Source organism: Bradyrhizobium sp. AZCC 1578, assembly GCF_036924675.1.
Taxonomy (GTDB): Bacteria; Pseudomonadota; Alphaproteobacteria; order Rhizobiales; family Xanthobacteraceae; genus Bradyrhizobium.
The window spans coordinates 4,886,037-4,906,950 of the sequence record NZ_JAZHRZ010000001.1 but is presented as its reverse complement, the minus strand read 5'-3'; the positions used below and the strand labels follow the sequence as shown (position 1 = coordinate 4,906,950).

Here is a 20,914-nt window from a genome sequence, read left to right as displayed (position 1 = left end):
GGTGTCGCACGGGTGCGTCCTCGTCACCTTGCTTCACCGGCAGTGCGGGCAGCTTCCTCTGGCGGTGGGCGCGTCGCGAATGCCGACGCGTTCATCGAACGGATCGCGACCGGCTTGATGCTGCTGGCCGTCATGGCGACATTCACGCTCTCGTCCTCTGCGCTGACCAACTGGAAAATCCACTATCTGACGGCGGGCGGAAATTTTTACGAAAAGCTGCATCCGGCAACCTATTTCACGTTGCTGGCACTCTCCCTGCTACTGATGCGCAGCCGCGGGCCGGTCGGCGAGATCAACCGGATGTTTTCCGAGTCGAAGCTGCTGCTGGCCTATCTGCTCTGCTGGCTGTTTCTGCTGGTCCAGGTGATCGTGCTCGAACGCCCGTTCACGGTCATCATCGACACGTTTCTGCTGCCGATCCTGATCGTGATGGTGATGTGGCAGTTGTCGCCCGCGCAAAGGCGCCCGCTGGCCTGGGCCATTCACCTCACGATCCTGCTGAACGTCGTACTCGGATATTACGAATATTTCTCCGGGCATCGGCTGATCCCGCTGACGCTCGGCGACGTCGTAGTGGTGGGAGAATGGCGCTCAGCGGCGCTGCTGGGTCACCCGCTCACGGCATCCGGCATCGTCGGCGCCTACGTGCTCGCGCTGGTGCTCCGTCCGGCGATCTGCCCGCCGCTCCTGGTACGGCTGCCGCTGATCGCATTCTGCCTGGCGTCACTGATGGCCTTTGGCGGCCGGACGTCGCTGGTCACGGTGCTGGCGATGATCGGGCTGGTCGGAGGCTTTGAAGCGATCCGCCTGATACAGGGAAAGCGAACGCAGCTTCCCGCGGCCATTCTCGCCATCTGCGTGCTGTTTGCCGCCGGCGCCATCGTCTTCGCCGCGCTCGACCTCGGCATTTTCGACAAGATGCTGCTGCGCTTCTCTTCCGACAAGGGCAGCGCGCTCGCGCGCTTCGCCACGTTCAGCCTACTCTCGCATTTCGATTGGCACGAGCTGATCCTCGGCCCCAATCCGGTCCGGGTGAATGCATTGCAGTCGCAGCTCGGCCTCAACTACGGCATCGAGAACTTCTGGATTGCCGCCATCGTCCAGTTCGGCCTCATCCATACCGTCGTTCTGACGATCGGACTGATCTGCTTCTTCATCGAATTGCTGCGCCGTTCGAGCGCCGCGGTATGGGCGATCGTGCTGCTGATCATCGTCATCGCCGCGAGTTCAGTAAGCTTCTCGTCGAAGAACATTCAGCTCGCGCAGTTCGTGATCCTCATTTCGATCCTGCTGCCGCGCGAGCAGCGGCGCATCGCCGCGTCCCTGCAAGTCCGCGCGCCTGTCACCTACCGGTCCGTTCCGGCATAACTTCAGGATTCCCTTTCGTATGGCCATCTACGTCGACAACACCCACCTCGGACGCCACGTCACCGGTCTCGAACGCATTACGCTGGAGCTGTTCTCCGCCGCAGCGCTTGCGCCGCTCGATGTCGTGCCGGTGACGGCGAAGGGTCTTCGCCAGATGCTGACGACGCAGACCCTGGGCCTGCCGATGCGGCTCGCCGCTTCGTCCTCGATCCTGCTCTGTCCCGGCTTTCCGCCCAGCCCGCTGCTGCGGCCGTTCGCATCGCGGGTGCTACCCTATATACACGACGATTTCCTGATCACGCGGCGCGCGGAGCTCAACATGCGGGCGCGGCTTTACATGGCCGGCCCCTTCAGGCTCGCGCTGCGCCACTATCCGCGCTTTCTGGCCAACTCCGGCGATACCAGGCGCAAACTTGCCGCGCATTGCCGGTCCGATGCCGAAGTGACGCTCTATCGTCCCGCGGTGCGCAATGTGTTTGGCCTCGACCCCGGACAGCGCGGCGAACGGAGCGCGCGGCCCCAACCGCTTCGGCTGATCGCGCTGGGCACGGTCGAGCCGCGCAAGAATTTTGGAGCGGCGGCGAAAATCCTCGACGCGTTGCGCATGCAGGGATTTCCCGACGCTACGCTGGATATCGTCGGAAGGCCGGGATGGGGCGACGACTGGCAAGCCCTCGAGAAGCAGCCGGGCGTTACGCTGCACGGATATCAGTCGGCCGACCGCGTCAATCAATTGCTTGAAGCCGCCGATCTGTTCATCTGCACCTCCCATGACGAAGGCCTGGGATTGCCGCTGCTGGAGGCGCAATACGCCGGCCTGCCGATCATCGCCCCCGATGCTTCCATCTTTCGCGAGGTGCTCGGCGAGTCCGGCATCTACATCGATACCGCAGATCCTGCTTCGGCGGCCGCGCGGATCGCGGCTGCGCTCTCGAACGAGGACTGGCGCGCCCCGATACGTGGCGCAGGCACTACGGAATCTGGCGCGCTGGAACGATCTGGCCCGCGGCGACCGCGAAAACGTCATCAGCCTGATTGCCCGCCTTGCTCACCTCCAGGGAAGCGCTACTGCGGAGTATCGCCGCCTTGCATGACACCAGCGCCACAAGGCACCAGGATGGATTGCGGATCATCGCGGCCGGCGCCGTGGTGATCCTTCACTATTCCGACTACTTCAAGGACTTGCCAATCGGCCGTTTCATGGTCGCGCACACCTGGCATTTCAATCTGTTCGTGGACCTGTTCTTTGTGATCTCCGGCTTTGTCATTGCGCGTCAATACTTTGGCCGCGTCGACGATGCCGCATCGATCGGCCGCTTCCTGTGGCGTCGCCTCGCCCGCATCTATCCGCTGCATCTCGCCACGCTCGCCTTCTATGTTGCGCTTGCCGGCGCACTCCATTTCGGCGCTGCCCGGACGGACAACCCGGCCCGATATCCGCTTTCCGATCTGCCCGCGCAGTTCCTGCTGCTTCACGCGTTCATTGGCGAGCGCTTGACGTTCAACTTCCCGAGTTGGTCGCTCTCGGCGGAGATGTTTTGCTATCTGCTTTTTCCGCTGGTCGCGCTGGTCGCGCAACGCCGCAAGGAGGCGGTTATTGCGCTCGTGGTCCTGGCCGCGCTCGCCAATTCCCTTTGGGCATCGGCTGCCGGAACGGCACCGTGGGCCGACTGGATCAACCAAGGTGGCGCCTTCAGGGCGCTGCCTGCCTTCAACCTCGGCATGGCCTGCTATCTGTTTCGCGACCGGATCGCGCATTGGCCCGCGATGCCCGGCGCGCTGGCAGCGTCGCTAGCGGCTTTTATCGTGCTCGGTTCCCTGCTGCCGACGACGACCGCGCTGCTTGCGATCTACGCCATCGCGATGCTTGCGATTCAGGCCGACTGCGCCGGACGTGAGACGCTGCTGTCGCGGCTCGGCTTCGATCGCTGGTCGGCGCTGACCTATTCCTGTTACATGCTGCACATCCCGGTTGCGACCGTCGTCATCACCCTTGGATCACGCCTGCTTTCCTTATCGGAGCATGAACGACTGATTCTGGCGCCGGTGGCGATCATCGTTCTTGCATTTGCGAGCGTCGTCTCGCTGCGCACGTTCGAAACGCCGCTGCGGCGATATCTGACCGAAGTTTACGACCGCCGCGCCCTCAAACATGTGCCGTCTCCAGCGATCTCGCGGCAGGAGAGCACATGATGGCGGTCGTCGAACGCGTATCAGCAAGCCCGCCATCTCTGAGCGTCTCGCGCGCAACGGCCCAAAGCCGCGATAGCGTCGTCGACACGATGCGCGGCATCGCCATTTTGATGGTGATCGGAATCCATTCGCTGCCGCAGCCGCTCGACGCCATCTGGGCAAAATCACTTGATGCAGCGCTACGGCCCTGCGTGCCGGTGTTCCTGTTCGCTTCCGGATATCTCACGGCGCTTTCCGGCCGCGTCCCCCTGGCAAGGCGGTTAAGGGCAGCCCTGGTCCCTTACGCGATCGCGTTCGCCGCCGCCTACATCTACATGGCCCTGCATAATCCGGCGATGGATCATCGCATCGGCACGACGCTCGCCCGGTTCGGGCTGGGATATGTGTTCGTCTACTATTACGTCTTCGTCTATGTCTGCTGCACGCTCGGTCTGTGGCTCATTTTTGCGGCCGGCGGGGACGGACAACCCGCTTCAAGGCAACGGATCACCACGCTGCTGCTGCTCTCGATCGGCAGCGGTTTGCTTGCCGGCAGCTATTTGGATCCCGCCATGTCGAGGCTCGGAGCGTCGGAGGCGCTGCTCGACGAAATCCGCATGCGCGACATTCCGTTCTGGTTCTCGTTTGCCGCGCTTGGCGCGCTGACCGCGATGTTCAGAGACCTGCTCGAACAGGATATGCGCCGCGCGCTCCTTGGCGCCGCGCTGGCTGCCTATTTGTTCTATGCCGCCGTGCGCATTCTCAACCTCGGCGACGCCGCCACTTACGATTCGACCGCCTTCTTCCTCTATGCGGCCCTGTTCTGCGTTGCGCTGTTCGCCATCCAGCCGAAATCCCCGCTATTCGGGTGGATCGGCTCGGGCAGCTACTTCATCTATCTCTGGCACATCTTCATCGTGATGGCGCTGCGCGATCATACCGTGCTGCGCCAACTCGGCGGCGTCGCCAGCTTTGCCGTCTCCTGTGTCTTGACGGCCCTCATCTCTACCGCGGCGCTGCTCGCCGTACGGCAATTCGCCTCGCCCCGAATCTGCCGCTGGCTGGGGGCTTGAGCGATGCTCCTGAAGCACACTTTGCTCTATCTGCCCGCGCAATTCGTCGGACCGCTGTTCCAGCTTCTGGCGATGATCGTATGGACGCATGTCGTCGACGAGCACACGCTCGGCGTCATCACGCTGATTACGGCCACGCACGAATTGCTGCAAATCGGCTTTCTCGCCTGGTGGTCGCAATTTGCGTTGCGTTTCCTCGGACGATACCAGGACGTCAACGACGCGCCGCGCTTCTATCGCACCGAAAATGCGGTCTTGCTGGCATCCCTCGCGTTGCAAAGCGCGGCCGTCGTCGGAATTCTGCATCTGATCATCGCGCCCGGCGCCGGAACGGGCCTTCTGCTCGCCGCCATCGCCTATGTGATAACCAGGTCGCTCAACCTTTACATCGGTGAACGCGCCCGCGCGCGGCAGCAGATCCGCGTCTACACGATCCAGCAGGTGTTCGGGCCATCCGTCGGATTTGTCGTGGGCCTGGTGTTGATCAAACTGCTTGGCCAATCCCCGGATTGGCCACTTGCGGGTTACGCGGCCGCGCAACTGACGGCCGCGCTCATCGTCCTGCCCTGGATCGGCTGGGGTCACCGCTTGTGGCCGATCGACCGGGAGATCGTGGTCCACGCCCTGCGCTACGGCATTCCGCTGATCATCGGCGGCGCGCTCGGCTGGGTCGGCCTCAATGCATCGCGCTTCATCGTCAACGAAATGTCCGGAGTGGCCGCCGCCGGTCTGTTCGCCGTCGGCTATGGCCTCGGCCAGCGGGCCGCGGCGGTCGCGGCCATGCTAGTGACGGCAGCAGCATTCCCGCTGGCGGTGAAAAGCATGGAGCAACACGGCGACCAGGCCGGGATGCGCCAGCTCGCCAACAACAGCGCCCTCCTCGTCGCAATCCTCGCGCCAAGCCTCGCCGGCATCATCATACTGAGAAACGAGATCGTGCATCTCCTGATCGCAGCGCCGTTCCAAGCGGTGACGCTCGCCATCCTCCCGCTTTCCACGCTCGCCGGCGCAATCCGCAACCTGCGCGCCCATTTCGGCGACCAGGTCTTTCTCCTGCAAAACCGCACGCGCTGGATGATGGCCATTGCCGCAATCGACGCGTCGATGACCGTGGTGTTGAGCGCCTTGTTCCTGCCGCGATGGGGACTGCCCGGCGTCGCCGGCGCCACCGTGCTGGCGGCACTGGCCGCCGCCACCGTGAGTTTTTCAATCGGGTTTACACGATTTGGCCTGCGCCTTCCGGTCGGCCATCTCGTGCGCATCGCATTGGCTACCATCGCCATGGCGGCCGTGCTGCGAATATTTCCGGAGGCCCGAACGACCCCGATTCTGGCGGCCCACATTGCGGCGGGCGCTGCCACCTATTTCGCAGCGCTTGCCCTGTTCTATGCACCGTCGCTGGTGCGGATGCTTCGGCCGCGCCCCCAGCATTCAGGGGCGTGAGCGCATTCGACACGATCGGCGCCTACGACTTTCTGGCATTCTCGAACGCGCGCGCCATCGCGAACCAAAGCGGCTTCTTCTGCATCGACGAATCGAACGGAAGCGGCCGAGGCAGCCGTTGCGCGAGTGGATCCTTCTTCTTCGCCGCGTCGGTATAGAACGAGTAGTTATCGGCAAGTTCCCACGCGATCACCATTTTGACGGCCGGCACCCGAAGCGCGTTGGTCAGGAACTTCTCCGCCGTCTCGGCGATCATGGCATCGCGAGTTGCTATGTCGTCCGGAAACGTATCGTCGCGCACGTCGAACTCGGTCAGATAGATATCGACGCCACGTTCGGCGAGCGCGTGAAGGAATTCGGTAAACCGTCCGGGATCGTGCGGGTAGCGAGGCTGCAGGTGACTCTGCAATCCAACGGCATGCAGCGGCACGCCGGCATGCTTCAATTCGTCGACAAGCTGCAGCAGGCCGCGGCGAACCGCGAGACCGACGTCGTCGTCGCGTTCGCTCTGCGCCTCGTTGAGAACCAGCTTTGTCTTTCGGTCGATCCTCGCCACGCGTTCGAAGGCGCGGCGCACATAGCCGGTACCGAATGTGTCGTACCACGGACCGAGCCGGTAGCCGCCGGGCGCCTTGTGCCCAGGCCAGAACGGCTCGTTGACGACATCCCATGAATGCAATTTGCCTACATAGCGGGCAGTCACTTCGTCGATATACGAATCGAAGAACCTCTCACGCTCGGCACCGCTCATGCTCTTGATCCATTGCGGAACCCATTCGTTCCAGATCAGGCAGTGACCGCGCATCGGAATGTTGTAACTCGCACAAAATTGCAGCAGACGGTCTGCGCTGTCGAATCGCTTCGGCCCCGGTTGCGGCGCGATGGTTCCCATTTTCATTGCAACGTCCGTTGTGACGATGCGCGTCTGCGTCTGATACAGCTCGCGATACGCAAGATCCTTGTCGATCACCGGACCAGCAGCCGCGCCGAACACGATTCCGTTACGAGCCGCGATGACGCCGAGGCTCTGCGCAGGCTGCGCGGCGAACACTTCCTTCCCGCACGAAGCAACGCTTGCTCCTGCGATGAGAGCGAGCGCATCTCGCCTCGACCACTGCTGCATAGCTGATCTCCATCATGTGAATGATTCGTCGCGATGTCTCGTCCTTTGCAACGCGGCATCGCCATTGTTGCGTCGCATTAGTTCGATTTCGTGACGAATGTCCGTCGAGAAAATTTTCGGCACGCAGTTCCCATCGCGAAGCAACGCGTCTGTCGATCGTCCCCGAGTGCGTCTCTCGATTACATCATCAGCAGGAGTCGATATGTTGGAACCACCAGCGCAGTTGCAGCCGGGCCTCACTGTCGATGGGATAACGATCAATGTTCCCTCGCTTCCGGAAGCCGTGTCTTCGATCGTGTCGGCCGCGCAACATGGCGACAACTTCAGCGTCTGCACGCTCAATCTCGACCACGTCGTCCAGCTTCAACACCACGCCAATTTTCGCGCGGCCTATCGTCGTGCCCGATTTGTCACCGCCGACGGGTTCCCCATTGTCGTGCTGAGCCGCCTCATGGGCGTGCCAATCGAACGCACGACCGGCGCCGATCTCGTTGAGCCTGTTTGCGCGGAAGCCCGCAAGAAAGGACTCCCGGTCTTTCTGCTGGGGGCGAACGATCTCACGCTCAAGACAACGGCACGGCGTTTGTCGGAACGATTCAAGGGATTGCAAATCGCGGGATGCTTTGCGCCGGGACCGGGTTTTGATCCCTATTCCAGCGAAGCCGATGCTGCGATCGAACGCATCCGAGCCTCGGGCGCCAGAATTTGCTTCGTCGCGCTGGGTGCGCCACGGCAGGAGCTGTTCGCGGCGCGATGCCTCGACGAGCTGAATGGAACCGGAGTGTTGTGCATCGGAGCCGCACTCGATTTCATCGCCGGCACGCAAGACCGCGCGCCGTCCATCGCGCGCAAAACCGGGCTGGAATGGGCATGGCGCATGCTGCGCGAGCCGCGCCGGCTCGGCCCCCGCTATATCAAATGCATGACAGTCGTTCCGCGCCTCGTTGCGCGAACCATTCCGCAAATTGTCCAGGCACGCATGAGGAAAGCGGCATGACTTCAACATTGACCCTGGCGCTACGGGCGCGAAACGCCAACCGGATCAAGCCACGTTACCAGATCTGCCTGATCCACCCGTTCGACCCGCGCGGCCAAAAGGTGGGCGGCCTCGAAACATACATTCGCGACTTCATTACATTCCATCCGATCGACACCGACATCCTCTTCATCGGTGTCGACTCGACGGGCGAGCTGGAGCTCGGCAAGCTTCACCGGATGACATTCCGAGGCCGCGGCTTCGACTTCCTGCCGATCCTGCACTATTCGGACCAGCAGGCGCGCGAAGCGGCCCGCAGCATCCGCACCTCGCTGACCGGGCAATTCTTCATGGCACTGCTCCGCCACTTCGGTCCGATCGCAAGGCTGATCCGCGCCAGGCGGTGCTCGGTCGATCTGCGGCGGGTGGAATTCTCCTGGTTGCCGGCGATCCTGCGGCTGCCGTTCGTGCAGATGCTTCACGGCGAGGGCGCGCCGAAACTGCAGATGGATTCGCTGCTGCGGAAATACGCCTTCGTCCACAATACCGGCGAGCGGTTTGCCGTCGCCATGAGCGAGAAATTTCTCTGCGTCAATCCGTTCATCACCGAGCGGTTGCAGCGGACCTATCCGCGCCGCAAGGACAAGATTGATACGCTCTGGACATGGGTCAACACGGATATCTTCAAGCCGCAACTCTGGCCGCTGAACTCGTCGCCATTTCAGATCGTGTTCGCCGGCCGGCTCGATGAATTCAAGGATCCACCGCTGATGTTTCGCACGATCGACCGCCTGCGGCGGCGATTGAACGGCGACGTACGGTTTCACTATATCGGCACCAGCGACCCGCACCGGTTCGAAGAGTTCGCCGCGATCGAAGACATCACCGTCCGCCACGGCTTCAAAGACGCCGCCGGCATGGCGGAGACGCTGGCAAGCGCGCATGCCGGCATCCTGACATCCGAATTCGAAGGCATGCCGCGCTGCGTGCTCGAAACCCTTGCGGTCGGCCGGCCCGTCGTCGCCATGCACCTACCCCAGCTCGAGCCCGTGATCCATTCTGGTGTCAGCGGCTATCTGGTGGCGCGAAGCGGCAGCCGCGACGACATGGCCGATGCGCTCGCACAGCGGTTCGTCGACGTCCGGAATGCCATCGACGCGGGCACGATGAATCCGGTACAAATCGCCGACTCGATCCGGGCGTTCACGCCGGGCACCCAGCTTGCACGAGTCTTCCGCTATCATCAGGAAATTCAGGATGCCCGCGGACTTGCCGCCGCGGCGCCGACTTACTGAGGGCGCCGGGTTGAACATCCTTCTGTTGACCAGCGAGTTCGCCCCCGCGATGGGAGGAATTGGGACTTACGCGCGCGAAATTGCGGCGGCGGCGAGCCGGCTCGGCGCCAAGGTCACCGTGGTGGCGCCGGACTACGCACGTCAGAATGCGGGCGACGACCGCGCCCTGCCCTTCGAGGTCGTCCGCTACAGCGGCGGCCTCCACTCCATGCGCGACATGCCGCGCAAGATCATGCTGGCACGCCGCGGCGTCCGCGGCGACCGGTATGACGTGGTCCATGCCGCCGATTGGCCGTTCTTCATTCCGGTTGCGCTTTCGAGATGGCGAACGCAGGCGCGGGTACTGATGACGGTGCACGGCACCGAGATCAACGAAACGCAGACGCCGCTAAAGCGCATGGCGATCCGCGGCGCCGGCGTGTTCGGACCGCGGACGGAGATCATCGCCAACAGCGGTTTTACCGAGACGCTGTTCCGCGAGCGGTTTGCTGTCGACCCGCGCCAGATCAGCGCGATCAATCTCGGCGTATCGGAGTTCTGGTTCGGCGGACGACGGACGCGCCGGGAGATTCGCCTGGCCCATCGCCTGCCGGAAGACCGGCTGGTGATGATCACGGTCGCGCGCATCACGCGCCGCAAGGGACATCATCTGACGCTTGCCGCGCTATTGCAGCTTCCGGACGATCTGCGCAATCGCATCACGTGGCTCGTGATCGGCCCGGACGGCGAAGCCGATTATGTCGATGCTCTGCGGCGCAACGCCGAGGCGGCGGCCTGCGACATTCGTTTCCTCGGCCCGCAATCGAACGAAGACATCCGCGATCTCTACGCGGCCTCGGATTTCTTTTGCCTGACGGGTCTCCCCGATACGACCGGCCGGGTGGAGGGATTTGGGTTGGTCTATCTCGAGGCCGGGGCCGCCGGCCTGCCAAGCGTCGCGACCGACGTCGGCGGCGTGCCTGACGCCGTGCTCGCCGACGAGACTGGAATTCTCGTGCCGCCGTCGGCCGAGAGCATATCGCAGGCGATTGCAGAGCTGGCCGCCGATCGGAATCTGCGCGCCATTCTCGCGGCAGGCGCATCCTCCCATGCCCGCGCCCTTTCATGGGAACGATGCGCGGCGATAACCTATGGCCTGCCCTACACCGGCAAGCCGGCATCTGCAGACCGCGCCATCGGAATAACGGCATGAAGCTGCTGGTCGCGACTGCGATACTGCTGACGCTCGCGAACGGTGCAGCGCGGGCGGACAACGAGAACTGCCGCAAGAGCCGCGAGTATCTCCTGGGAACGCCCGGCGGGGACCTGTCCCTGACGCCGCAGACCTATAACGACCTGTTCAAGATCTGCGTCGCGGCATCGGCCATGCCCAACGTTAAGGACGCGTATATCCTGCGCGATGGCGGCATCGCCGTGGTCCCCAAGCAGGACAGCGTTTCAGCGACGGCAGCCACGCTGGCTCAGTTCTGCGACGCCTATCCTCGCGGCGTGCTCCGCTTCATCACCAGCAAGGAAAAGCTTTCCATCCGGTCCGTAACGGACGTCGCACGGATGTCGTCAACCTCGTCCACGCCATGCAAGAAGATTAAGGGCGTCTCTTAGAGCGCGCGCCATCCGTCTCACTTCTGCCGGTTGTAGTAATCCGGCATGTCATGCGGATCCATCGCCTGCTCGGCTCTGCGCCCCAGAAAGAAGAAGCCGCTGGCGGCGTCTGCTGCGGCCCGTCCGCGACCGAACGCATCGAGATATCTGATCCAGAAGAACGGCAGCACGATCAGGCGTGACAGCTTGTTGCCCGCGCCGAGAGCGCGTGCGAAATAGCGAATTGACCATTCAAGCGCCACACCGGCGCCGCCGACCGGTCCGGCGTTGATCTCGGAAAATCGCCTGAACAGCCAGCGATGACCGCTCTGCGTGAAACGCGAGAAGTCATAGGCCCGCTCGTGCACCTGCTGCATGAACGGCGTCTCCGCATAGACCAGGCCTTCCAGCCGCAGCACCCGATGCAGCTCGGCAACGACCGTTGCGGGCTCCAGCACATGTTCCAGCACCGCCTGCACCCAGACGCCGTCGAACACGCCGTCTTCGAAGGGTAGACTGTGGGCGTCAGCCACCAGCACGGTGTGCGGCGAAGCGTAGACATCGGTGCCGACAAGCTCGATGGAATCGTCCCGGTAGAGTGCGTCTGCGCCCAAACCGATCGTCCCGCCTCCGACAACGAGTACAACCGGCCGCCTCGACCCCCGCTTCAACAGCTCGATGAACGTTGCGCTGTTGGCGACTGCAACCGGATTGCCTCCGAAGGTAAGGCGATGCAGCCGCGATCCAAGGGAACTGCGACTGACGTCCCGCCGCAGCGCCGAGCCATTCTCGGCCTCGTACATCCTGCGTTCAAAAATGCTGGCTGCGAAATCGATCAGCACCGGCTGCGCGCCGATCATCGGAAACCCGGCTCTGCTATAATCGCAGGCACGGTTTGAGCACGTTGGCTGTGACCACACGTTCCGCAGCGGCGACGAGCAGCGAGGACAGCGAAGACGCTTTTTCCAGTGCGCGGGTTCCGTATTCGCTACCGAATGATCGACGGCAGAAAGCTGCAAAGAAGGACCTCATATGTCATTTCTTCTGCCCTGCCCCGCTCATGACTCGCAATCGATGCTATTTCGAATGCAATGACAGCGCAACAATGCGGGACCGGGAACAATTCGGATGGTTGCAATTGGATGTCGCAGGAAGCTGCAGCCAGATGCCACCGTGAGGGCTTGCGAGAACGCAACGCACAAACCCGCCCTGCTGTTTCGAACAAACTTTAGGATTTGTCGAAAGCCTTGCAGCCGGCTCGTTTCGCGTCGCCTGGTTGGCGAGATCGGCCTCAGCCGACGAAACCCGGCATCTGCCCGATCAGGTGAAGAGCAGATGGTCCCATATCAGGTGCGTACCGCCGCTGAACGCGATGGATACATCATGACCGGGATCGATCTGCACCACGCAGTCCCCGATTGACTCCCCTGCCTTGAAATCCCTTGCCACATCATGCCTGACCATCTCGCTGAAAATGAACGGATCGCGGCTTGCGCTGTTCAGGACGGCGCTGACAACCGTCCGGGTCAATGTGACTCCAGCCTCATCGGTGTTCCCGATAGGTAAGCCGTCATGATTGTCGAAGGTAAGCCGCTCGCGGGTGCCACCGACAAACGGCCTCAAGAACCCAAGGAGACGTCCCTCCACATCAGGGCTGACACTTTCAATCCTATCATCGCCACCGAGCAGTGGCGGTGAGACGGAGTTGCCATCGGTCGCCGGCATTTTCGGCGTGCTGCCGGAGCTCTGCGCCGGACTGGCGAACAGCCCGTTGGCGTCGACGACGCCATCGGCGAACTGCAGGAATTCGAGACGTGTGAGATGATCGGTGCCGTCGCGGCCCGCGACTCGGTCGTTCACCACCAGTTGACCATCGACAATCGAGATGTCGTAGTCGCGCTCGTTGCCGGAAAAATTCGCCGTATCGACGCCCTCTCCGCCATCGATGATGTCGTCGCCGACGCCCGCTGTGATGAGATCGTTGCCCGCGCCGCCATCGATCATGTCGTTGTCCGTCGCCGCGCCGGAAAGCCAATCCTGGTGGTCGGTCATGTCGACATGGATATTGTGAACGTAGAGATCGAACGTGCCGGGCGAGCTTGCATTGGCGGCGTCGGCCGGCGTCAGCGCGACGCCGTTGATCAGGAAATCCTTGATATGCAGTGCCCGCCCCGGTGTGGCGTTCGCCAGGTTGATGTCGATGGAGGCGATCGGGCCGAAATCGACGAAGCTTATCGTGAAGGTCTGGTATTCAGATGGATCCGCGGCCGGGTTGAACTCCATTAATCCGGATACCGGCTCGCCGTTCAACTTGATTTGGGCCTGCGCGCCAACGCCGCCAACCGCGGAGCCATAGCCCACGAGGGTAATCGTTGTTACCGCCAGTTTGCCGCTGCTTGCGGGCCCGCCGACAATGACATCCGCACCGGCACCGCCATGAATGATGTCATCGCCAAGCCCGGCATTGATCGTGTCATCCCCCCGGCCGAGGTCGATCAGGTCGGCGATGGCCGATCCTCTCATCGCAAGATCGGGCACCGCCCCGTCGCCATGAAAATACTGCGAGACGATCGCCTCGGCCGGCTTTCCCATGACGGAATAGCCCGTGCCCGAAAATTGATTATTGAGATCCCATTGCCAGAGCTCGACGCCCTTGAACCAACTGCCGCCATGGGCGGTCCAGACCTGGAAGAAGGCACTGAAGGCGTCCGCCTGCTCCAGCAAATCAACCGTACCATTGCTCGTCCACGATCCCGGAGAGATCGCGGTGCCATTGATGCTGCGATAGCCGAGCTCGGTCATCAGCAGCGGCTTGTCGTATTTGGTCGCGAGCGAGTGGAGAAAATCGACCGGTGATTTGTAGTCGAATGCTGCCGCGTAATAGGGATTGACCGGAACGGCAGTCCACGCGTCGACCAGATCCTGTACGGTTGGCGCATTGCTGGCCGTCAATGGCGGATAGGTGTTGACGCCGATGGTGTCGAGCTGATCCCAGAAGCTGACATGCGAGGCCTCATCGGTCGCCGCCGCATAGGTCAGTTCGCCATGATAGACCTCGCGGATTGCCGCAATGAGATCGATCCAGTAGCCGCGATACGGCTCGCCGGACAGGCTGCTCATCTCGTTGCCGATCGCGAACATCTCCACGCCACCGGCCTGCGCGACGGCAGCTAGATGCACGATCTCGGCCTTGTAGGACGCGAAAAAGCCGGCGACATCCGCCGGTGCCAGGCTGGATACCCTGGTTCCGTTCAACGTCGAGAGCGCGGCCTTGAACAGCACCGACAGGCCGGCATCGTGCGCGGCCTGAAAGCCTGACAAGAGGCTGGCGTCGCTTTCGGTCTTGGCTGGTTCGGCAAAGACCGAGTTGGACGTTCCGGTCTGTGTCCATATCCGCGCCGTGAGCTCGATCGAATTCGATCCGAGCGAGGCGATCCTTTGAAATGCCTGCCTGGCCGAGGCGCTTGAGAACTGTCCGTTCCATTCGGACAATGCGCCAAAACCCTGAACCTCGAAAATACTTGCCACCCGCGCACCCCGCCCTGTGCGACGGATAGCGCGAGGGATTAACATTCAGCTTAAGATGACCTCGGACTTGTACGGAGCAGCGCTCCTTTTTTCGGCGCGTGTTTCGCGCGCTGAATGATCGCACGCCAAGTTCCGGCGCGGGAACTTCACTTAGGCTTGCCGTCAAGCGCTGTGGTTCACCATTTCCGTTTCGAACGTCCAGGCGCTGCGCGGCTGCTCGTAGAGCCGCCCAATGCGGCTCGCCGATAAAATTGGTTGATAGCTGCTAGAAGCAACCTTTGATACCTCAAGAGAACAATGTCGGCTAAGACCGGGTCCTGACAAGAACTGCCGATGTCCATGGAGTGAAGACGATGCGCCTGTCTGCGGCGATGATTGCGGCTGCCCTGATGGCCGTGCCTGCAAATGCAAGCGAACTGACCGGAACGCTCCAGAAGATCAAGGAAACGAACAGGATCATCCTCGGCATTCAGGAAGCTTCGGTGCCATTCAGCTATCTGGACAGCGATCAAAAGGCGATTGGATATGCGGTCGACATCTGCATGAGGATCGTCGACGCGGTCAAACGCGAACTCAAAGTCTCGACTGTTGCCGTCGAAACGCTTGCCGTCACGTCATCCAATCGCATTCCGCTCATGATGAATGGGACAATCGACCTTGTCTGCTCTTCCACCACCAACAATGCGGAGCGGCAGCGCCAGGTGACGTTCACAAATTCGCATTTCCTGTCGGCGACCCGTTTTGCCGCGAGAAAGTCCGACAACATCGCGACAATCGACCATCTGAAAGGCAAGCCCGTTGTTGCGATATCGGGCTCGACCAACATGGTGCAGCTTAATCAGGTCAATAATACGCGAAATCTCGGCATTGCAGTGCTGGCCGCCAAAGATCAGGCGGAGGCCTTTCTCATGCTGGAGACGGGACGCGCGGCCGCTTACGTCCTCGATGACGTGCAACTCGCCGTCGCGATCGCGCGATCAAAGGATCCGTCCGCCTACATGATCAGCGAGGAAGCCCTGTCCAGGGCCGAGCCTTACGGGATCATGCTGAGCAAGGACGATGCACCGTTCAAGACCGTGGTCGACCGGGCGACCGCGGATCTATACAGAAGCCCGGAGATCGAATCGATCTACAGGAAGTGGTTCGAATCGCCGGTGCCGCCCAACAGCCTCAATTTCAAGACTCCGATGTCGGCGGTCTTGCGCAAGGCATTCGCGCATCCGTCGGACAACCCAGACCCGGCAAGCTACGAGCGCTGAGGACCCGCGGCAAGCATGATGCAACCCCGCTGAACAGCCTTTAACCCTCGGGAGAATGCTGCCTGCTTCGAGCGCCATTTGAGCACATTGCCGATACTTTCCAGGCCCGGCGCAGATCAGCGACCATCTTACGCCAAGCGTCGCCGCTCGACCCGCCGAAGCGGCGGACGTAGGCCGGGTGAAAAGTGATTTGCAGGGGACGGCCATCAAATTGGAGCTTTGCCTTCCGCGACGCTCGGATCGAACGCGACGCCCTGAATAGGCGAGCCGCCGTGCTGCCGAGCGCAACGACTACGCGCGGCTTGGAGCGCCGGATGTCCGTCAGCACCGCGGCGCCGTATTGATTGATTTCCTCGATAGTCGGAGCGCGATTGCGCAGCGTGGATTTTTCCGTGCATTCTATCGGCCGAAATGGAATCGCGTTGGCCAAACGCAGTTGTCTGAGATCGATCCCAGCCTGCTCGAGCAGTTTGCGCAACGCGCAGCCAGCCGGTCCGACAAAGGGCCTTCCCTGCTCAGCTTCTTCGGCGCCGGGTGCCTCGCCAACCAAGTATAGCCGCGGTCGCCGGAAGAGACCCTCGGGCGCGACCCGGCGCTGATCGAGTCGCTTGTTGGCAGTGCTTGCCTCGGCCATCGCTGTCTACACTCGCCAAAAATCCCGGTAACGCGAATGTCGTTCGGCTATCTCATCTTGCTTTTGCGGGTGATGACGTACGCGCCCCCCAACGGAGCCTTGCCAACATGATCAAGGGCATCAGGGCCGTTCGACGAGCTCTAACATCGGTCTTTAATGCGACATCAGTACCGGAACGGTCATCGTGTCGAGAATGCCACGCGTCACGCCCCCGAGGAAGAACTCGCGCAGCCGCGAATGACCGAAGCCGCCCATTACGATAAGGTCGGCTGATAGATCTGCCGCGTGCGACAGGATTACGTTTGTGACATCAGCCCCATCGGCGGTGAGCGCTTTGGTGCTGGCATTCAAGTCGTGGCGCGCCAAGTGTCTGCCAACGGCCGCCAGGGATTCTTCGGCTTCCCGGCCCCTATTGCCTACGTTGATCACCTCGATCGACTTCGCGCGCTCCAATAACGGCATTGAGTCCGCGAGCGCCCGCGCGGCAGTGCGGCTTCCGTCCCAGCAGACGAGAATGCAGCCGAGCTTGATGCCGTCCGTTTGGATACCGGGTACGACGACGATAGGCCGACCGGATTCAAACATCGCTGCTTCAGCGGCAAGACCCGTGGAGGTCGTCACTTCGGGCTCGGCCCGCGCAACGATTGCAAGATCGAACGTCCGAGCAATACGGCCAAACGTCCTTGGGATTCCTTCAATGCTGGTCTCGACCATCTGCGCCTCGGCAGGAAGATGAGCCTGCGCCGCTGCCTGTTTGAATCTTTCGATGGCCCCGTTTGCCGCCCTGGCGCTCTCTTCGCGCAGGGACTCGATTAGGTCGGCCGGAACAGCCTCCATGCCACCAGCCACAATCGCTGGGGAGTGACACATTGCGATCCCTGCAATCTGGGCGTCGAACATCCTGGCGACGGATATCGCGTACGCTGCTGTTGGATCGCGAGAGTTACCGGTCGCCAAGTTGACGACAATGTCTCGAATCACGGCCAGCCTCCTCATGATGAGCTGCCCTTGTGGGCAAAGGGCTTGCGAGTTCGTTCGTGTAAAGCGGCCGCTCAAAATGAAGAACTCCGGGCGGTCCGCATTAGTTCCGGGCGCAAAGGCCAATGGCGCGGTCCCGCCGAGAGCAGAACACGTCCGTCCTCAGGTTTCGCGATCGTAGAAGGATTGCTCCATCATCCGCTGTGTCCCAGCCGCTGCTTGGGCACAATTGCCGGCTGCGGCGAGAGCCGCCCGCCGTGCGCCTCTTCGTGCATCGACCGCAAATAGTGCTCGGCGTGCTGAAGATAATTTTCCGCTGCGATCAGATCTCCCTTCAGCGCTTCAGCGCGCGCCAACTCTACGTAGCGTTCGTAATTCCTTTGTGCGTTCTCGAGACTGCCTCGGGAGGCGGGTCCTGACGACTTTGCTTTTCCGTGACTGTGTTCTTCTCGCCATTGTGGTAGCTGTAAAATTGATCTTCTGCGCAAGGCTATCGCCGACGACGTGTTCTGGTCCGGGCTGCCTTTTTGGCTGCCGCAGAGCGCTGCGCCGGGCCTTTGGTCTTTACGGCCTTCCGAGCCGCCGCTGAGCGGGCCGAGGCGGAGCGACGCGAGGCGGCGCTTCGTGCTTGTTTCGACAGTGCCGCACGCGACGCCGTACCGCGTGGTTCACGCTTGAGGGTCTGCGATACAGCACGTGAAACGCGCGGCCGGCGTCGGGTCTTTCGCTTGCCCTGGCCCGCCTCATACGCGTATTCGGCACTTTTGCGGGTTCTTGCCTTGGCCTTGCCTTTTTCCGGCGGACGGAGCGGAACGCCCGCACGCCGTGCCTTGGACAGGCCGATTGCAATCGCCTGCTGTGGCGATCTCGCTCCATGTTGGCCGCGGCGGACTTTGCGAATCTCCTCGTGCACAAACTCGCCCGCCTGGGTGGTTGGCGACTTGCCCGCGCGCTTGTCCCGCTTGGCCTTCTGCACTGTTCTCCGCTCTGGCATGATCGTCTCCAGTTGCTGGTGCATCGCCCCGCGAAAAGGCTTTGCCAGTGGCCGTTCTCTCAAGACACTAACGTCCGACCGCGGGAAATGGTCCCGGACGCTTAGGCCAGATACCCACGAGCGCCGGCTCACTGCTTGTCACCGAGAATTTCGGCCGATCTCGTACGATGCACGCGACGCTCTGTACGGCGGCTTGGACGCGATCTTGGGCTGGATGGCCCGCCAGGACGATGGCAAGTCCACCAAAACGAAAAACTCCCGCAGCGTCAGCTACGGGAGTGTCGGTATCGTTGGTTGCGGGGGCAAGATTTGAACTTGCGACCTTCAGGTTATGAGCCTGACGAGCTACCGGGCTGCTCCACCCCGCGTTAAACCGTTGCACTGCCTTCGAAAAAAACCGGACCCGACGTGAAGCCGGCCAACGCGTGGTTGCGCCGATCGATCCCGTCCGGAGGCTTCCTGAGAAGGCGACCCGGGCAAGGCCATCGGGTGCGAGGGGTATGTATCAACGTCACCTCGCTTTGGAAAGGGGCAAGAAGGGGCTTTTGCAGATTTTATGACAGCAAAAACGAGGAGTTGGAGCGCCAAAACCGGCCTTTGGAACCGCTCTTGCCATAAACGCCGCAAAAGCGGAGTTTTGCGCCCAAAGCCGCGGCCCATCAGGTCGCCAGAACAAAAGTCCGGGAGGGGGCATGGGCGTGACCGATATCTTCGATTTCGTGGTGGTGGGTGGCGGCTCCGGTGGCTGCACGGTGGCGGGCCGGCTATCGGAGGATTCGAAGACGTCGGTGGCGCTACTCGATGCCGGCGGCCGGAATGACAATTGGGTGGTCACGACGCCGTTCGCGCTCGTGCTGATGGTCGCAGGCCCCGTCAACAACTGGGCCTTCAGCACCGTGCCGCAGAAGGGCCTCCACGGTCGCATCGGCTATCAGCCGCGTGGCAAGGGGCTCGGCGGCTCCTCGGCGATCAACGCGATGGTCTATATCCGTGGCCACCGCGCCGACTATGATCGATGGGCCTCGCTCGGCAATACCGGCTGGTCGTTCGCCGACGTGCTGCCCTACTTCAAGCGCGCCGAAGACAATGCCGATTTTGACGGCGAATATCACGGCAAGGGCGGTCCCCTCGCGGTCAACAAGTCGCGCACCGGCAATCCGGTGCAGCAGATTTTTCTACAGGCGGCGCAGGAAGCGCAGTTTCGCCTGCGCGAGGATTTCAACGCCGACGAACACGAAGGCCTCGGCATCTATCAACTGACGCAGAGGAACGGCGAGCGCTGCAGCGCCGCGCGCGCCTATATCCACCCGCATATGAGCAACCGTGCCAATCTGCGCGTCGAGACTCAAGCCCACGCCACACGCCTCATGTTCGAAGGCAAGCGCGCGGTCGGCGTCGAATATCGGCAGGGCAAGGAGCTGAAGCAGATCCGCGCCCGGCGCGAGGTGATCCTCTCCGCCGGCGCGTTCCAGACCCCGCATCTCCTGATGCTGTCGGGTATTGGCGACAGTATCGAGCTTGCAAGGCACGGTGTCGCCACCGTGCATCACCTGCCCGGCGTCGGACAAAACCTGCAGGACCACCCGGATTTCGTGTTCGGCTACATGTCCGACAATCCCCACTTCAACGGCATTTCACTTAATGCGTTGCCGCGGCTGCTGCGGGCCATCCGACAGTATCGCCGCGAACGCACCGGGCCGATGACGTCGAATTTCGCCGAATGCGGCGGCTTCCTGAAAACCCGACCCGATCTCGACATCCCCGATATTCAGCTTCATTTCGGCATGGCGATGGCCGACGATCACGGCCGCAAGCGCCATCGCGGCACCGGCTTCTCCTGCCACGTCTGCCTGCTGCGGCCGAAGAGCCGCGGTAGAATTTCGCTGTTCGGCGCCGATCCATTTGCGCCGCCGCTGATCGACCCGAATTTCTTCGGTGACGCGGACGACCTGGAAGCCATGGTCGCCGGCTTCAAGACCACGCGCCGGCTGATGGAGACGCCGGCGCTGCGCGCGTTGCAGAAGAAGGAGATGTTCACGGAAGGCGTGCATAGCGATGACGATATCCGCGACGTGTTGCGCGCCCGGGTCGACACCGTCTATCACCCGGTCGGCACGGCCAAGATGGGCGTCAACGATCCCATGGCCGTGGTCGATCCGAAGCTGAAAGTGTACGGCGTCGAAGGAATGCGCGTGGTCGATGCGTCGATCATGCCGACCCTGATCGGCGGCAACACCAATGCGCCGACGATCATGATCGGGGAAAAGGCCGCCGACATGATAAGAGCGGAGATGCGGGCGGGTTGATTTTCGTTGTAGCGCCCCTCTGTCATTGCGAGGAGCGAAGCGACGAAGCAATCCATCTATCCGTTATGCCGTGGCATGGATTGCTTCGCTACGCTCGCAATGACGTGGAGAGACCCGTTTCCGGGATCGCAATATGCAATATCAGCAGGCTCGGCGGCTTATCAGCGGCGCGCGACTTGGCTAG

17 protein-coding genes and 1 tRNA gene are annotated in these 20,914 nt (G+C 62.0%); 11 read left to right on the top strand and 7 right to left on the bottom strand.

Annotated features, from left to right (window positions below):
* Positions 1-12: 12 nt before the first annotated feature.
* From V1290_RS23500 to V1290_RS23480, 5 genes are read left to right on the top strand one after another with little or no spacing between them, the layout of a single operon-like run.
* Positions 13-1,368 carry a VpsF family polysaccharide biosynthesis protein gene (locus tag V1290_RS23500; protein WP_334366577.1) on the top strand — a complete coding sequence of 452 codons (1,356 nt, stop codon included), beginning with the start codon at positions 13-15 and terminating at the stop codon, positions 1,366-1,368.
* 19 nt (positions 1,369-1,387) lie between these two features.
* On the top strand, positions 1,388-2,521 hold the full coding sequence (locus tag V1290_RS23495; protein ID WP_334366576.1) for a glycosyltransferase: 1,134 nt from the start codon (positions 1,388-1,390) through the stop codon (positions 2,519-2,521).
* Complete coding sequence (locus tag V1290_RS23490) at positions 2,455-3,561, top strand: acyltransferase family protein (protein WP_334366575.1); 1,107 nt, start codon at positions 2,455-2,457, stop codon at positions 3,559-3,561. Before V1290_RS23495 ends, V1290_RS23490 begins: the two co-directional genes overlap by 67 nt.
* Entirely contained in the window at positions 3,558-4,613 is a 1,056-nt protein-coding gene (locus tag V1290_RS23485; protein ID WP_334366574.1) for an acyltransferase family protein, read from the top strand. Before V1290_RS23490 ends, V1290_RS23485 begins: the two co-directional genes overlap by 4 nt.
* Before the next feature lie 3 nt (positions 4,614-4,616).
* Complete coding sequence (locus V1290_RS23480; RefSeq protein ID WP_334366573.1) at positions 4,617-6,056, top strand: lipopolysaccharide biosynthesis protein; 1,440 nt, start codon at positions 4,617-4,619, stop codon at positions 6,054-6,056.
* A 22-nt stretch (positions 6,057-6,078) separates the two neighbouring features.
* On the opposite strand, the gene V1290_RS23475 is transcribed toward V1290_RS23480, so the two are convergent.
* A complete protein-coding gene (locus V1290_RS23475) occupies positions 6,079-7,179 on the bottom strand; it encodes an endo-1,4-beta-xylanase (RefSeq protein WP_334366572.1) in 1,101 nt (366 codons plus the stop codon).
* Between the two features lie 202 nt (positions 7,180-7,381).
* Between V1290_RS23475 and V1290_RS23470 the strand changes: the two genes are divergently transcribed.
* Genes V1290_RS23470 through V1290_RS23455 form a run of 4 tightly spaced genes read left to right on the top strand, consistent with a single transcriptional unit; the run spans position 7,382 to position 11,052 of the window.
* Positions 7,382-8,176, top strand: a complete 795-nt coding sequence (locus tag V1290_RS23470) for a WecB/TagA/CpsF family glycosyltransferase (RefSeq protein ID WP_334366571.1) — start codon at positions 7,382-7,384, stop codon at positions 8,174-8,176.
* Positions 8,173-9,450 (top strand): glycosyltransferase, encoded by a 1,278-nt coding sequence (locus V1290_RS23465; protein WP_334366570.1) that lies wholly within the window; start codon positions 8,173-8,175, stop codon positions 9,448-9,450. Before V1290_RS23470 ends, V1290_RS23465 begins: the two co-directional genes overlap by 4 nt.
* A complete protein-coding gene (locus V1290_RS23460) occupies positions 9,413-10,642 on the top strand; it encodes a glycosyltransferase family 4 protein (protein WP_334366569.1) in 1,230 nt (409 codons plus the stop codon). The genes V1290_RS23465 and V1290_RS23460 overlap by 38 nt, the downstream gene beginning before the upstream one ends.
* Positions 10,639-11,052 (top strand): hypothetical protein, encoded by a 414-nt coding sequence (locus V1290_RS23455; RefSeq protein ID WP_334366568.1) that lies wholly within the window; start codon positions 10,639-10,641, stop codon positions 11,050-11,052. The genes V1290_RS23460 and V1290_RS23455 overlap by 4 nt, the downstream gene beginning before the upstream one ends.
* Before the next feature lie 17 nt (positions 11,053-11,069).
* Here V1290_RS23455 and V1290_RS23450 read toward each other — a convergent pair whose 3' ends face one another.
* Positions 11,070-11,891: a class I SAM-dependent methyltransferase gene (locus V1290_RS23450; protein ID WP_334366567.1), complete on the bottom strand. Its 822-nt coding sequence runs from the start codon at positions 11,889-11,891 to the stop codon at positions 11,070-11,072.
* A 460-nt stretch (positions 11,892-12,351) separates the two neighbouring features.
* Complete coding sequence (locus V1290_RS23445) at positions 12,352-14,559, bottom strand: glycoside hydrolase family 113 (RefSeq protein WP_334366566.1); 2,208 nt, start codon at positions 14,557-14,559, stop codon at positions 12,352-12,354.
* A gap of 353 nt (positions 14,560-14,912) precedes the next feature.
* Between V1290_RS23445 and V1290_RS23440 the strand changes: the two genes are divergently transcribed.
* Positions 14,913-15,818: an amino acid ABC transporter substrate-binding protein gene (locus V1290_RS23440; RefSeq protein WP_334366565.1), complete on the top strand. Its 906-nt coding sequence runs from the start codon at positions 14,913-14,915 to the stop codon at positions 15,816-15,818.
* Positions 15,819-15,858: 40 nt separating this feature from the next.
* Here the strand turns inward: V1290_RS23440 and V1290_RS23435 are convergent, their stop codons facing one another.
* The 4 genes from V1290_RS23435 to V1290_RS23420 form a co-directional block, all read right to left on the bottom strand.
* Complete coding sequence (locus V1290_RS23435) at positions 15,859-16,452, bottom strand: uracil-DNA glycosylase (RefSeq protein WP_334366564.1); 594 nt, start codon at positions 16,450-16,452, stop codon at positions 15,859-15,861.
* Between the two features lie 153 nt (positions 16,453-16,605).
* Complete coding sequence (locus tag V1290_RS23430; RefSeq protein ID WP_334366563.1) at positions 16,606-17,433, bottom strand: universal stress protein; 828 nt, start codon at positions 17,431-17,433, stop codon at positions 16,606-16,608.
* Between the two features lie 191 nt (positions 17,434-17,624).
* A complete protein-coding gene (locus V1290_RS23425) occupies positions 17,625-17,918 on the bottom strand; it encodes a DUF4167 domain-containing protein (RefSeq protein ID WP_334366562.1) in 294 nt (97 codons plus the stop codon).
* Between the two features lie 797 nt (positions 17,919-18,715).
* A tRNA-Met gene (locus tag V1290_RS23420) sits at positions 18,716-18,792 on the bottom strand.
* Positions 18,793-19,122: 330 nt separating this feature from the next.
* On the opposite strand from V1290_RS23420, the gene V1290_RS23415 reads away from it, so the two are divergent.
* Positions 19,123-20,730: a GMC family oxidoreductase gene (locus V1290_RS23415; RefSeq protein WP_334369148.1), complete on the top strand. Its 1,608-nt coding sequence runs from the start codon at positions 19,123-19,125 to the stop codon at positions 20,728-20,730.
* The last annotated feature ends 184 nt before the right edge of the window (positions 20,731-20,914 follow it).